We start from the raw sequence: 13,246 nt of genomic DNA, 5'->3' as shown, positions 1-13,246 counted from the left end.
TCGATCAGAACACCTTGAATCGATATTCCATGATCACTTCCGACGACAGCGTGTTTGTACGTGTGTAATGGCCGTCCGTAAGGACTGGCGTTTTTCCCTGCGTCTTGTATGACCATCCTGGTCCGAACATCGCCCAAAAAGTGAAGTTTTTAAACATGGACTGCGTTGGAACCCAACGGCTAAAGGCATTGATTTCCCCGGTGCGCACATGATTCCCTTTATAGTTAAATTGCCCGATGTTTCCCGCCAGGCCCACGGCTAATTCAGGCGTTAACCGATATTCGGTGATGTTCGCCAGCACCAGTTCCCCATCACGCATGTAATCGTCGCCAGCGTAGGCCATGGAAATAAATGTTCCCCGGGAATTTTTACTCATGTGGCGTGGATAAAACCCGACTTCACCTGTTTTTTTAGCATTGGTGTAGCCAATGCCCATTTTGCTATTCCAGCGTTCACCTTTCCAGGTCGCATCCAGCGCAAAATGCCAGGCATTATTGTCAAAATCCCGTTTACTCGCGGGCATTGCGCGGTAACTTTCCAACGCGTGGGTGCCGTAGACTTGCGTTCCAATCGTTAGCTGCGAATCCGCCCGAAACTGAGTAAACAGCAGGTGCCGTTGCAGGTAGTTTTTACTCTCACCATAAGCATACTGTGCATCAAAATTTTTCCCCCGCCAAAGAATTTCTCCGCTTGCCAGGTGGCTAATATATTCACCGGTATTAGTCTGAAATCGCTTTTTATCTGGTGAGTTTCTGTCCATGGAATTTTCAAGCCAGGCCCCTCTTATGGTAAATGGGCCGTAGCTTACAGCACTGCTTACGCCGGAATACGTTGTTGGAGAAAGCCGGTTGGACGTTGAAATAACGCCATAATTTTTCAGCATCTGCCATCCCCAGCGCGCGTTTAACTGAGCCCCAGAAAGCGTGTAGTTAAGCTTCACGTTACGTTGGCCGAACTTTGAATACCCTTCGGCGTTGCTTTTTTTGTTACCTGTACCATTATTATAAAGCACGCCGCGGGAGTTGAAATAGTCGCTAGCACCCAACTTTATCGCGCTATAATATGATACATCGAAGCCGATAATATCGGCTAAATAACCAGACTGGTATTCTGCTGAAAATCCCTGCCCCCAGGCGTTGTGTACATGTTTAGGATTGGCATTTTCCTCTTTAAGATACTTCCAGTAATTCTTTGCAGAGACAGTGAGCTGTGAGTCAGTAAAAAAAGGATCATCAAAAATAGCGTCTGTAGCGGCCCATACAGGCGTAACCAGCCCGCACGCTATTAACGCGGCAGTTATATTTTTAAACATTTTTATTTCCTGAGAAAAGATCCGCCATAGCATATTTATGGCGGAAAACTAAACTGTTAGATTATTTATGGTTTAGTGAAACCTTGCCTGCTTCAACGTATTTCATGGTGCCAATTTCTGGCACACTGTATTTACCATCGTGATAAGTGATTTTCACCACCGCAGCATTCGACAATGGCAGATTTTTGGCCGGGTCGTCCGTCAGATCGGAAATCATTATCTGAATCGCGGTACCTGAAGAAATGGCCAGAATATTTTTATCACCCTCTTTTTGGGCATTTTCTACCATAGTTGCCAGCGCAGCTTGTGTCCGCACTTTTACTTGCTCATAGTCTTCCGCTAGCTGTTTTGGATCGGACTTGGCCAGCGCGTTCTGGCTTTCGCTTACCGAAAGTGTGCCAGCTTTCATCGCCTTAAAAAGCGCTTTACTGTCCGACATTCCTAGCGCGTGTGCGCCTGCATTGGCCATATCGACATTATAACCGCCTTCAAAACCGCCAAAAAACGCCTCTCGCAGGCCTGTCATTTCGGTTAAATGATAATCCGTTACGCCAGCCTGTTTAAGAATCACTGCCATGGTTTCGCGCTGCCGTCCCGCATCACTGGAATAAAAACGGTCAAATTTTATCTCTTTGAGTCCCTCACCTAAATATTGAGCAACCTGCACCCCATCCTTGGTCAATGGGGAATCAATCCAACCTTGCACGCGGTCAAACGAATTAAGCAGCGTTTTCCCATGGCGCGCAAAATAAATATTGATGACCTCCTGGTCATTTTTATCGTTACTTTTCGCCATCAGCAGTGGACTGGTAACGGCGGTAACAGCCATTAAGGCCCCCAGAAATAATTTTTTCATTTTATAAGAATCCTTTTCTATAGCCCAAAAAAAAACCTACGTACTCTTCAGCGCCCTGGCATGCAGGTGGAGAAGAAAACGTAGGTTTTGCCTGTTGATACAGTAACAATCCAGCTATTACGGACCCTATCACTAATGCTTTTGAATTGCACTTAATCTATAACGATGATTTATGTAATTGTGATCCTCCTCATATCAACCGTATTCCCATCTGGACGTTAATATCTGCAGTACGTATTTTAAATTCTCTTGGGATTGTTACTGTTTCAGGCAAAACCTAAGGCCGTTTCTGTACTCGTTGCAGGAGCGGCCTTAGGTTTTTTTTTGCATTTTAGTTACCCTCATGAATAACAGGAGTTACGATGAACAAGTCATGTATTGCCGTTGCGCTGGTCTCTGCATTCGCCTTTACCGCAAGCGCCGCGCCGCTAAAAATTTTGATTGTCAACGACGATGGTTGCGAATCCCCGGGCAGTATTTCGCTTCAGGGAAAACTCATGCAAAAAGGTTTTGAGGTATGGATGGTCGCTCCAGCCACCAATCAGAGCGGCATCGGTTCGGCCATTACCTTCAAAACGGGTAAAATCTTTGATGTAAAGAAGGCTGCTGATAAACGCTACTGTTTCCCGGGCACACCCGCCGATGCGGTTGATTTTGGCTTACGGGGACTACTCACTAATAATCAGCCGGACCTGGTTATCTCTGGTGTCAACGATGGCCCTAATACCGGAATGGCTCAGGTCAATTCAGGGACGGTAAGTGCGGCAGCCAGGGCTGTACGTTATGGTTTGCCGGCGATTGCGGCCAGCATTGGGTATATCTTTACCGAAGATGAAATGAAGAATAAATGGCCAAGCACACATAAATATTGGCCTGATGCGGTGGATTATGTTGTTGAGGTTGTTGAGACGCTGAATCGTAATCATGTTCCTGGTTCACCTTTAGTGCCTAAAGGATCGGGCTTAAGCATTAACTATCCGCCGCTGCCAAAATCAAAAATTAAAGGTGTACACTATATCGAAAATGAGATGTTCCCTACCCCACAGATTGGTTATGATATTTTACCTGATGGACGCGCTAAACAAACCATCAATCCGGAATCATTAAAGACAGTAGAGAATGACACCGATTCCGGCTGGCTTAATAAAGGTTATATCACCTATAGCCTCTTTGATGGGGCAATGAACGCGCCGCAATTTCAGGCGCAATATGAAGAACTGCTGAATAAATAATTCACCAGTTTATTTCACAACTTTGTACCATCTACTTCGTTCCTGCCGGCGACACACTAAATCGCTGGCAGGCGATGTTTTCAATTTTTCATCACCGCCTAATTATATTGCTTAAGCCCTCATCCGTACTGTACGACGCGTACCGCTTCAATATCAGGTAAATACTTGATTGAGTTCAAAAGTTAGTCTGTTTCGGACTATTCCTGGTTGTTTATGTTTTTTTTAACATCTAACCTCATTTTTCTATAATTCCACAATTCACGTAGCGAGCAGCTCATGACCTTCCCCGCACATTCTTCAAATCTGCCCGACTATGGGTTTGCTCGTAGCCTGGGACTAGCCTCTGGGAGTGATTTTGATTTTACCGCGCTGGCCGCACAACTGGACTGCTCCCGTGATTTCTCTCAAGCCGGGATAATCTATTCCGACGGAATGAATCGCTGGCTTGTGCGCCCTTCACGTAGAATCGCCACACCAAACCAAAGTAGCGTTAGCCATGTTATCGTGACAAAAATTGCATCTTCGACGCCGCACAATGCCGCAAAAGCCACGATCAAAACGCTACAAGCACCGTCGCTAGCTAATGAAATTACCTCCACGGCTATAGCCTGCGGCGCTGCCGTGGTCACTGTCTTTTTAGCGCTTGGAGCTGGCGCGGCCATCCCCCTCACCGCCGGAGCCTCAGGCGTGGTGGCAGCAATGATCACTGCAGGTGGTGTGGCTACCGGTTTACAGTGTTTTATCGGTAGCGGACGTCTGTTAGCTATCGGTATCGGCCATGAGGAGGATATTGCCTGGCTTGACAGCCAGGACTGGTATACCGCAACCTCAACAGCCTTGGATATCGTTTCTTTAGCTGGCGCTGGGGCGGGTTTAAAAAGTACCATTGCAACATATAAATTAATGAAAGCCAGTTCCTCCTCCGGGGCGATAAACTGGCTCAAAAGTCTGAGCCGGGCCGAACGTAAGCGTATTACAGAAGAAATCATCCGCGCCCAAAATCCAGGAATTTCTAACGGTGGAATTAAGGCGGCCATGCAGGCGCAGCTTTACCCTAAGCGTTTCCCGTCTGAGGCAATACAGCGTTCTTTGCAGCGCGAATTAACGAATGCGGTTATTAATACCTCAGCCTTCGCGGGGAGCGCGCTCACCGGAACAATACGCCATCCGCAAAATGTGTCGCAATCCGGTAAGTACGTCATCGGCGTTATACAGTCGTTCTCATTTTAGATAGTTAAAGCACTCGGCATAATGAAATATATTAATGACAGTCTCAAACTGGGCACCATCGTTGAGCAAAGGATAAAGGAGCAGGATCCTAAGCAGTTAGAGTCCGCGAAAATGTACTTGATGGAGCGTATGGAAACGCCTGTCGGTTTGCATACGGCTGGCGTGCCTTTTATTTTAAGCGCGCTGTTAAGCGTAATAAGTTTTGCTATGCCGCAGCTAACGCTTTGGGGAGCCATCTTTCAGTGGTTTTCCTGGCCCGCGCATGCTGTTTTTACTGGTATCATCCCCACAGGTTTACTCTACTGTCTGCTGATCTTCCCGTCGATGACGCTGTTCTCTCGAGGTTTTCTGGCGGCGCTTAAGTTCTATCTAGGTCTGATTTTCCTGACCGCCGCGCTCGCCGCGGGAAATCTCATTTACGCATTCATTTCGGTATTCATATTTGGTGGGCATGCCGGTTTGCTTATAAGCGCTTTGGTTGGTGTATTGTTTAGCGCTGGGAGCATCAAACTCATTAACAGCGCTATGTTTGTAAAAACCTCAGCATTTTATTTACATAATCGAGTTTGGCGCTGGCAATTAAAACATCATGCACAAAATGCGATATGATAAAAATCCTCTGCTGGCTCATGCTGACGTTGTTAAGCTCGACGGGGCTTGGCGCCTGGTTTCTTCAACAGCAATATGACGCGCGCTCCGCCGACTTCCGCATCCTGTATCGCGAAATCACGGTAAAGGTGTCGCAGCACGATGCCATCATTCCCCTGCTTCCGGCCGGTCAAAATGCCGCCGAAGTCCAGCAGATCCTGCCGCAGATCGTGCAATGGCGCCGCTACGATTCCCTTGAACCGCGACGCCCTATCGTCGCGCAAAGCCCCGCACGCTACTGGCTGAATCTTCCGGGCATCTCCCTGCTGATTGATTTGAACACCCTACTTAACAGTCTCAATGAGAAAAAGACATTCAAACATCTTGCCATTCGTTGGGACGGTACCACGTTGTTTGAGGAAGGTACCGCCTCTGCCAACACCTGGTGGCGCTGGGAGAAAACTGTCGCCAGCCCAACACAACCTCTGCTCATTAGCGCAGGTGATAACCCGCAGTGGCATCAACTGCCGTGGTGGCTGATACTTTCACCAGCACTGTTCTGGGCGGTGATTATCTATCTTGTTAATCAGTATCGAACCAATAAACACCGAAGGGATATCGCCGATTTACGCTCTCGCTATGGCGAACTCACTCGTCTTAATACCATGGGCGAACTGGCCGCCGGCATCGTACATGAACTTAATCAACCGTTGACCGCCATCATGAGCTATAACCAGGCGGCTGTGCGCCTGATTAAAAAAAATGATCCCGTGCGGATCCCCGAACTACTTGAGGCCTCAGTGTTGCAGATAAAACGCATTGACGCCCTGCTCAGCCAGTTTCGTCTCAAGCTCACTAGTAAGCGCGCCGAATATCAACCGGTGGACCTTCCGTCGCTGTGGCTACGCGTGTGCGAATTGCTGGATAACGAGATCAGCGCGGGGAAAGTTCGCGTCTCCAGCCATTTTCCGTCGGACCTACCCGCGCTTCCAGCGCCGCCGCTATGGGTAGAGCAAATTCTGCATAATATCGTGAGCAATGCCATTCAGGCGCAAAGCGCAAATGTTCCAGGTAGCGCGTGGATCCATCTGCAAGCCGAGCGGGTCAATAACGGTATCGCCTTAACTCTTACTGATGGCGGACCAGGGTTATCATCTGAAGCGCTGGAGCAGGTTTTTATACCGTTTTATACCACCCGTACTGATGGTGTGGGACTCGGCATGGCCCTTGCGGATACCCTTGTTCAGCGTCTTAATGGCACGATAGAAGCGAGCAATATCACCGGACAAGGCGCCTGCTTCCGGTTATGGTTTCCGCTGCGCAATGAGGAGAAGTGATGGAGCAGTATATCTGGTTAATTGATGACGATGCGGCAATACGCGATTCATTAAGTCTGCTGCTCTCAACCGTTGGCTGGCAGACGCAGGCGTTTGATAGCGCACACGCTTTTCAACATCAGGCAGGGAATCTCGCCGAATTAACCGGTTGTATGCTGCTGGATATTCGCATGCCGGGGAAAACCGGGCTGACGCTGCTCGATGAGTGGCGCCAGTTAGGTCTAACCTTACCGGTTATTATTATGACCGGGCACGGTAATATTGATTTATGCCGTCGCGCCTTCAAAAATGGCGCATTTGAATTTTTAACCAAACCCATTGATGCCGACCTGTTATTCGAAGTGGTTGGCGAAGCGATGGCGCAGCAAAGCGCGCACCTCGAACAACAACAGAAATTACTGCCGCTGCAGGGAAAACTCGCCACCCTAACCGCACGCGAGCATGAAATGCTCCAGCAGCTGCTCCAGGGCTACTCCAGTAAAGAAATCGCCCGTATATGTTCCCTCTCGCCGCGTACCGTCGAAGCGCATCGCGCCAATATTTTTAGCAAGCTTGAAGTTAACTCGCTGCCCAAACTGTTGAAGATTTACGCTGATGTCGCCAGCGCGTCTAAGTAAAAATACCTGGTACGTTCCGTATTCGCGGCAATAGTCGCCATGCTCCCTGCCCCCTAGTATTGCCCTATCGCCACTCAACACGACGGAGCATCACTATGAAACGTATCCTTCTAAGCGCCATCCTGCTCGGCAGCCTGGTCACTACCGCAAGCGCCGCCACGGGCGTTCTCAGCCAGAAAAATTTGTCAGTGGAGCTCGCGGATAAAATCGCGCAAAGCACGCTACAGTCCTGCGCCAAAGACAGCTACAACGTCGCCGTTACTGTGGTCGACCGTGCCGGTACGCCGCTATTAATGAAGAGAATGGATAATGCCGGCCCGCACACCGTCGAAGCCAGCCGTATGAAAGCGTTCACCGCGCTAACCACTAAAAATGCCACCAGCAATGTCATGAAAGGTTCTCAGTCTAACGCTGGGGCCGCGAACCTGCGTGATATACCAGACTTCCTGCTGTTAGCTGGAGGAGTGCCGGTTAAGATGGGAGATCAGGTCATTGGCGCGGTTGGCGTCGGCGGCGCGCCGGGGGGAAATTTCGACGAAGCTTGCGCGATGGCCGGGTTGAAATCTATCGAAGGCGAACTTAACCAGGGCTAATCCAAAGCGGGTAGACTATTGCTACCCGCTTTGCCATAGCGTGTTACCGACTCACATGCTGCATGGCGTTTTGCTCAACCGCCCCGCTTATCTTCTTCGCCCGACTTTCTTGACCAAAGAAGGTCAGTATCGCGATAATGATCGCCACCGTACCGGCAACGATTGCCATCGCCAGCCCATAGTTCTGTCCATGGTGTTCCGCAATCGTCGCCTGTAAAGTCGCATTAACCGAAGCGATGAGATTACCCAGTTGATACACAAAGCCCGGCAGCACCGCCCGGGTATTCGCGGGAACCAGTTCATTTAGATAGGTCGGGACCACGCCCCAGGCGCCCTGAACCATAAACTGCATCAGGAATGCGCCGATTCCCAGCATCAGTGAACCGCTAGCGAATGCCCACAGCGGGATAACCGGTAGCGCCAGCAGCGAGGCGGTAATAATGGCCTTTTTACGGCCAATCTTCTCGGAAAGCGAACCGAACAGCACCCCGCCGATGATCGACGCAATATTGTAAGTGACCGCAATAATACTGATCGTTTTCGGATCAAAGCCATGCTGCACTTTCAAAAATACCGGATACAGGTCCTGGGTGCCGTGGGAGAAGAAGTTGAACGCCGCCATCAGTACCACCAGATAACAGCACAATTTCCAGTGCGTTTTCAGTACCGGCAGTAGCGCCGTGCTCTCCTTTTTCGCCCGTGACGCGAGCCATACCGGTGACTCCTGCACGCAAAACCAGATAAACGGCAGCAGCAAAATAGGCGCTGCGCCGATAACAAACATCCCGCGCCAGCCGAGTAAATCAAATAGCAGCCCATAAGCGACGGCGGCAATCAGATAGCCAAACGGATAACCGGCCTGGAAAATTCCCGACATTAGCCCACGGGAACGGTCCGGGATAGTTTCCATTGACAGCGACGACGCCACGCCCCAAATACCGCCCATCGCCACGCCATATAGCACTCTTAAAACCAGAAAAATTGTTAATGAGGGCGCCGCGGCAGACAGCAGCTCGAATATCGAAAAGAAGATGATATTCAACATCAGGATCGGCTTACGGCCATATTTCTCGGCGAGCCGTCCAAAAATGAGCGCGCCGATAGGCCGTACGGCAAGCGTCAGTAATATCGCCAGCGTGACCTTTTCCAGCCCAACGTGAAACGTCTGGGCAATGTCACTCAGTAAGAAAACAAGGAGGAAAAAATCGAAGGCATCAAGTGTCCAGCTTAAGAAGCTGGCAATGGCGGCATTGCGCTGTAGTGAAGTCCAGCCTAACATCGTGTTATCCCTATCCTGGCACAGCGGCCTGGAGATGTAGCAGCTACCCGAATGAACATGCAGGGCCAACTGCATATGTAAATGTAAAGTTTCTTAAGTTACCCATATGTTAAATACACCCAATAATCGTATGGCTGCAAGTTAATTAGCATGCTAATTTGTTTCAAATTAAGTATATGTCCCCTGATATTCCGCGCTGGCAGAATGTATAGCATTTGATATACGGCTGTTCTACAATGAGCTGTATACCAATTGCTATACAGGAAAAGAAGATGAAATCAGATATCCAACTCAACATCCGGGCGAAGGAGTCCCAGCGGGCGCTGATTGATGCGGCCGCTGAAATTCTGCACAAATCGCGGACCGACTTTATCCTTGAGATGGCCTGCCAGGCGGCAGAAAACGTTATTCTCGACCGTCGGGTGTTTAACTTAAGCGATGAGCAATACGCCGAATTTATCGACATGCTGGATGCGCCGGTTGAAGCTAACCCCGCTCTCGATAAATTGCTGGCGAGAAAGCCGCAATGGGAAAAGTAAGCGCGCCTGCACCGCTATCCTCATACCATCAGATTGCGGAATTTTGTTGCGGAGAAACGGTTCTCGATCAATGGCTAAAACAGCGAGGAATGAAAAACCAGGCTCAGGGCGCCGCGAGAACCTTCGTGGTCTGCAAGGAAGATAGCCACCAGGTGGTGGGGTTTTATTCGTTGGCAACCGGCAGCGTTAATCACACGGAAGCCACTGGCGGCCTGCGGCGTAATATGCCCGATCCTATCCCGGTCATCATTCTCGCCCGCCTGGCGATCGACTGCGCTTTTCACGGACAGGGGCTGGGGGCTGATCTACTCCATGATGCGCTGTTACGCAGTTATCGCGTTGCCGAAAATGTTGGCGTACGTGCCCTGATGGTCCATGCCCTGACCGATAGCGCGAAACGATTCTATCTACACCACGGATTTAAAGCCTCAACCACCCAGGAACGCACTCTTTTCCTCGCGTTGCCTAAATAACTCCACCTTTCGTCATTTTCTCTACCACACTTATCTTTCAGTTCGGGAATCACACCAAAGGAAGGATAACGATGAAGAAAGTGGCGATTGTCGGCATTGGACCGACCGGGATCTATACTTTTCATTCCCTGGTTGAACGGGGTGAGCCGCTGGAGATAGTGCTCTACGAGCAGGGTGAAGAGGCTGGCGTCGGAATGCCTTATAACGATGAGCATAACTCAGCGCAAATGCTGGCGAATATCGCCAGTATCGAAATTCCCCCCATCTATATTACCTATCTGACGTGGCTACAAAATCAGAGCGAAGACTGGCTCACCCGGCATGGCATTGAGCGTGAGGCCTTACATGAGCGGCAATTTTTACCGCGCGTGATCCTCGGCGACTATTATCGCGATCGGTTCCTGGCGGTGTTGGAGAAAGCAAGGTTAGCGGGTTTCAACGTTAGCGTGCGCGAGTCCTGCGAGGTGACCGATCTCCAGGCGGAACAGGATGGCGTCAAACTGTGGGTTAACCATGCGCCCACAGCGGAACGCGCGGATTTTGCCGTTATCGCCACCGGACATCTCTGGCCGCAGGACGATGATTCCCCCCGCGAATATTATCCCAGCCCCTGGAGCGGTCTGATGCAGGCGCAGATCGCGCCGTGTCGGGTCGGTATCATGGGAACTTCACTCAGCGGTATTGATGCCGCCGTCGCCGTCGTCATTCAGCATGGCCATTTTTCGGCTGACGCCGATGAGAGCGTCCATTTTCGGCTGAATGACGCAAGCCATAAACTCCACATCACACTGATGTCGCGAAATGGCATTCTGCCCGAGGCCGATTTCTACTGCCCCATCCCCTATGAACCGCTGGAGATAGTCACCCATCAGGCGCTGGAAGCGGCCATCGCTGAGGGGTGCGAGGGATTGCTGGATCGCGTATTCCAGCTTATCGTCAAAGAGCTGGAGCTCGCCGCGCCGCAATGGTGCAGGCAGATAGGCTTGCGCCAGTTGACCGCGGATACGTTCAGCGACGCCTGGTTTATCGATAGAAAACGACACGATCCCTTCGCCTGGGCACACGTCAATTTGCAGGAAGTGGAACGTAATAAACAGCAACAGCATACCGTGCCGTGGCGGTATACCATTCTTCGTCTGCATGAAGTCATTGAGACGATTACGCCGCATCTTGATAAACGCGACCGCGAACGCTTTAAAACAGGGCTCGCCCGGATATTTATCGATAATTACGCGGCCATTCCGTCGGAATCGATTCGCCGTCTGCTGGCGTTACGGGAGGCCGGGGTTATTAGTATTTTGCCGCTGGGGTCCGATTATCAACTGGAGGTTCAACCACAGCTGACGGTCATCCACCACCATAACCAACGCAGCGAATTTGACGTCTTTATTGACGCCAGAGGCCAAAAGGCGCTGAAGAGTAAAGACATCCCTTTCCCGACGCTGCGCCAGCAGCTTCTCGCCTGCGGTGATGAAATCCCGGATATCGGTGATGACTACACCCTGCAGGCGCCAGCGTGCGCTCGCGGCCGCATTGCCTTCGGCGCGCTGCCTTGGCTGATGCATGACCGTCCTTTCGTTCAGGGGCTCGTCGCCAGCGCGGAGATCGGCGCCGCAATGGCCAGAGCGGTTTCACAGCAGGCCAGCGGACATCGGCGTAAGCTGTGGTTCAGTCATGATTGGTGATCCATTAGCATGCGATTAACAACTAACAGCCTCTTAAGCGCAACAACGGAAAAGAGGCCGTCATTCAGGCATGTTACAACTAAAGGTTATCAGGCAGCACAACTCTTACGAGGTACATATGAGTCAACTATTTAGCCCTGCGCGCATTGGTAAACTGGAGCTGGAAAACCGTATTGTCATCGCCCCGATGTGTCAGTATTCCGCCGAAAACGGCAAGGCGACCGCCTGGCACCGCATTCATCTTGGACAGCTGGCTTTTTCCGGCGCCGGTTTGGTGATTATTGAAGCCAGCGCCGTCGAGCCTGCGGGCCGCATTTCCCCGGCGGACGTCGGCTTGTGGGACGATGAAACCGAAGCCGCCCTGTACCGAGTTCTGGAAGATGTTCGCGCCTATTCAACAACCCGCATCGGTATCCAGCTGGGACATGCCGGGCGCAAAGCCTCCGTCGCTGCACCCTGGCTTGGCGGCGGTCAGTTGACGCTGGATAACGGCGGCTGGCAAACCGTCGCCCCATCCGCGCTGGCATTTCATGACGGCGACCGGACGCCAAAAGCGCTGAGCCATGACGATCTGGCGCGGCTTAAGCAAGCCTTTGTTGATAGCGCGCGGCGCGCCGAACGCCTGGGAATTGAACTGATAGAGCTGCATGCCGCGCACGGCTACCTGCTGCATCAGTTCCTCTCTCCGTTGAGCAACCAGCGTACAGATGAATACGGCGGTTCACTGGAAAACCGCTTACGTTTCCCGCTGGAGGTTTTCCAGGCAATACGGGAGGCGGTCAGCGAAAATATCGCCGTCGGCGTGCGACTTTCGGCGACAGACTGGGTAGACGGCGGTTGGGATACCGCGCAATCCATCGTCTTTAGTCAGCAGCTTGAAGCACTGGGTTGCGACTATATTCACGTCTCCAGCGGCGGGTTGTCGCCGCAGCAGGCGATTCAGGTCGGTCCTGGCTATCAATTACCGTTCGCCCATGAAATCCGCCAGCAGGTTAACGTTCCGGTCATTGGCGTAGGGTTAATTACCGAACCGCAGCAGGCTGAAGATGCACTGCAAAACGGCGACGCCGATCTGATTGCCATCGCCCGCGCAGCGCTCTACAACCCACACTGGCCGTGGCAGGCTGCGGCGGCTCTGGGGGCCCAGGTTAGCGTGCCGCCGCAATACCTGCGTTCAGAACCGCATGGGCTGAAAGGCACATTAAAAGCTAATCGCTGAAGCTTAACGATATGAATGATAGCGGCGCATCAGCGCCGCTAGATTACGGCAGGGTTAATCGCGGGTTTGTACCCAGAACGCGTGGATGAGACCAGGAATGTAGCCCAGCAAGGTCAGAATTATATTCAGAATGAATGCCCAGCCGAAACCTTTACCCAGCAGTACGCCAAGCGGCGGCAGGATGATAGTAAATACGATTCTCCAGAAACCCATACACTCTCCATACAAACAAAATTAACGACTTAAAAAAGAGACCTCGTCTCTAAGCATAGTTATTCTACCTGAT

At 51.1% G+C, this 13,246-nt stretch carries 14 protein-coding genes; 10 read left to right on the top strand and 4 right to left on the bottom strand.

All coding sequences use genetic code 11. The features are described from left to right. Positions 1-4: 4 nt before the first annotated feature. Together PGR29_RS01305 and PGR29_RS01300 are read right to left on the bottom strand one after the other, a co-directional pair. A complete protein-coding gene (locus tag PGR29_RS01305; RefSeq protein ID WP_316423888.1) occupies positions 5-1,312 on the bottom strand; it encodes an OprD family outer membrane porin in 1,308 nt (435 codons plus the stop codon). A gap of 61 nt (positions 1,313-1,373) precedes the next feature. After that, entirely contained in the window at positions 1,374-2,168 is a 795-nt protein-coding gene (locus PGR29_RS01300; protein ID WP_316423887.1) for a histidine phosphatase family protein, read from the bottom strand. A gap of 362 nt (positions 2,169-2,530) precedes the next feature. Between PGR29_RS01300 and surE the strand changes: the two genes are divergently transcribed. The 6 genes from surE to PGR29_RS01270 all read left to right on the top strand — a co-directional run bounded on the left by surE (position 2,531) and on the right by PGR29_RS01270 (position 7,765). Continuing rightward, positions 2,531-3,400, top strand: a complete 870-nt coding sequence (gene surE / locus PGR29_RS01295) for a 5'/3'-nucleotidase SurE (RefSeq protein WP_316423886.1) — start codon at positions 2,531-2,533, stop codon at positions 3,398-3,400. A gap of 276 nt (positions 3,401-3,676) precedes the next feature. Next, positions 3,677-4,630: a hypothetical protein gene (locus PGR29_RS01290; RefSeq protein ID WP_087860752.1), complete on the top strand. Its 954-nt coding sequence runs from the start codon at positions 3,677-3,679 to the stop codon at positions 4,628-4,630. A gap of 21 nt (positions 4,631-4,651) precedes the next feature. Continuing rightward, positions 4,652-5,239: a hypothetical protein gene (locus tag PGR29_RS01285; RefSeq protein WP_316423885.1), complete on the top strand. Its 588-nt coding sequence runs from the start codon at positions 4,652-4,654 to the stop codon at positions 5,237-5,239. Next, positions 5,236-6,555 carry a sensor histidine kinase gene (locus tag PGR29_RS01280; RefSeq protein ID WP_316423884.1) on the top strand — a complete coding sequence of 440 codons (1,320 nt, stop codon included), beginning with the start codon at positions 5,236-5,238 and terminating at the stop codon, positions 6,553-6,555. Before PGR29_RS01285 ends, PGR29_RS01280 begins: the two co-directional genes overlap by 4 nt. Continuing rightward, the gene (locus tag PGR29_RS01275) at positions 6,555-7,172 is read left to right on the top strand and encodes a response regulator transcription factor (RefSeq protein ID WP_316423883.1); all 618 of its coding nucleotides are present in this window, start codon (positions 6,555-6,557) and stop codon (positions 7,170-7,172) included. Before PGR29_RS01280 ends, PGR29_RS01275 begins: the two co-directional genes overlap by 1 nt. A 95-nt stretch (positions 7,173-7,267) precedes the next feature. Beyond that, positions 7,268-7,765, top strand: coding sequence for a GlcG/HbpS family heme-binding protein (locus PGR29_RS01270; RefSeq protein ID WP_087860748.1), 498 nt, complete (start codon positions 7,268-7,270; stop codon positions 7,763-7,765). Positions 7,766-7,808: 43 nt separating this feature from the next. Here PGR29_RS01270 and PGR29_RS01265 read toward each other — a convergent pair whose 3' ends face one another. Continuing rightward, a complete protein-coding gene (locus PGR29_RS01265; protein ID WP_047067471.1) occupies positions 7,809-9,044 on the bottom strand; it encodes an MFS transporter in 1,236 nt (411 codons plus the stop codon). 272 nt (positions 9,045-9,316) lie between these two features. Between PGR29_RS01265 and PGR29_RS01260 the strand changes: the two genes are divergently transcribed. From PGR29_RS01260 to PGR29_RS01245, 4 genes are all read left to right on the top strand, one after another. After that, complete coding sequence (locus tag PGR29_RS01260) at positions 9,317-9,583, top strand: DUF1778 domain-containing protein (protein ID WP_015705366.1); 267 nt, start codon at positions 9,317-9,319, stop codon at positions 9,581-9,583. Next, entirely contained in the window at positions 9,571-10,056 is a 486-nt protein-coding gene (locus tag PGR29_RS01255; protein ID WP_087860747.1) for a GNAT family N-acetyltransferase, read from the top strand. The genes PGR29_RS01260 and PGR29_RS01255 overlap by 13 nt, the downstream gene beginning before the upstream one ends. A 71-nt stretch (positions 10,057-10,127) precedes the next feature. Beyond that, the gene (locus tag PGR29_RS01250) at positions 10,128-11,741 is read left to right on the top strand and encodes an FAD-NAD(P)-binding protein (protein ID WP_316423882.1); all 1,614 of its coding nucleotides are present in this window, start codon (positions 10,128-10,130) and stop codon (positions 11,739-11,741) included. Between the two features lie 118 nt (positions 11,742-11,859). Then, positions 11,860-12,960 (top strand): NADH:flavin oxidoreductase/NADH oxidase, encoded by a 1,101-nt coding sequence (locus tag PGR29_RS01245; protein ID WP_316423881.1) that lies wholly within the window; start codon positions 11,860-11,862, stop codon positions 12,958-12,960. Positions 12,961-13,014: 54 nt separating this feature from the next. Here PGR29_RS01245 and PGR29_RS01240 read toward each other — a convergent pair whose 3' ends face one another. Continuing rightward, positions 13,015-13,173, bottom strand: a complete 159-nt coding sequence (locus tag PGR29_RS01240) for a YqaE/Pmp3 family membrane protein (protein ID WP_002903230.1) — start codon at positions 13,171-13,173, stop codon at positions 13,015-13,017. Between the last annotated feature and the right edge of the window lie 73 nt (positions 13,174-13,246).

The organism is Klebsiella sp. 141203 (assembly GCF_032601985.1).
GTDB lineage: Bacteria > Pseudomonadota > Gammaproteobacteria > Enterobacterales > Enterobacteriaceae > Klebsiella > Klebsiella aerogenes.
The sequence above is the reverse complement of the archived record's forward strand: the minus strand, read 5'-3'. Positions and strand labels throughout refer to the sequence as shown.

Excerpts from the sequence above, each read along its gene's own strand:
- PGR29_RS01265 (WP_047067471.1), bottom strand. The coding sequence starts at position 9,044 with ATGTTAGGCTGGACTTCACTACAGCGCAATGCCGCCATTGCCAGCTTC.
- PGR29_RS01290 (WP_087860752.1), top strand. The coding sequence starts at position 3,677 with ATGACCTTCCCCGCACATTCTTCAAATCTGCCCGACTATGGGTTTGCT.
- surE (WP_316423886.1), top strand. The coding sequence starts at position 2,531 with ATGAACAAGTCATGTATTGCCGTTGCGCTGGTCTCTGCATTCGCCTTT.
- PGR29_RS01305 (WP_316423888.1), bottom strand. The coding sequence starts at position 1,312 with ATGTTTAAAAATATAACTGCCGCGTTAATAGCGTGCGGGCTGGTTACG.
- PGR29_RS01275 (WP_316423883.1), top strand. The coding sequence starts at position 6,555 with ATGGAGCAGTATATCTGGTTAATTGATGACGATGCGGCAATACGCGAT.
- PGR29_RS01280 (WP_316423884.1), top strand. The coding sequence starts at position 5,236 with ATGATAAAAATCCTCTGCTGGCTCATGCTGACGTTGTTAAGCTCGACG.
- PGR29_RS01270 (WP_087860748.1), top strand. The coding sequence starts at position 7,268 with ATGAAACGTATCCTTCTAAGCGCCATCCTGCTCGGCAGCCTGGTCACT.
- PGR29_RS01240 (WP_002903230.1), bottom strand. The coding sequence starts at position 13,173 with ATGGGTTTCTGGAGAATCGTATTTACTATCATCCTGCCGCCGCTTGGC.
- PGR29_RS01255 (WP_087860747.1), top strand. The coding sequence starts at position 9,571 with ATGGGAAAAGTAAGCGCGCCTGCACCGCTATCCTCATACCATCAGATT.
- PGR29_RS01260 (WP_015705366.1), top strand. The coding sequence starts at position 9,317 with ATGAAATCAGATATCCAACTCAACATCCGGGCGAAGGAGTCCCAGCGG.
- PGR29_RS01300 (WP_316423887.1), bottom strand. The coding sequence starts at position 2,168 with ATGAAAAAATTATTTCTGGGGGCCTTAATGGCTGTTACCGCCGTTACC.
- PGR29_RS01285 (WP_316423885.1), top strand. The coding sequence starts at position 4,652 with ATGAAATATATTAATGACAGTCTCAAACTGGGCACCATCGTTGAGCAA.
- PGR29_RS01245 (WP_316423881.1), top strand. The coding sequence starts at position 11,860 with ATGAGTCAACTATTTAGCCCTGCGCGCATTGGTAAACTGGAGCTGGAA.
- PGR29_RS01250 (WP_316423882.1), top strand. The coding sequence starts at position 10,128 with ATGAAGAAAGTGGCGATTGTCGGCATTGGACCGACCGGGATCTATACT.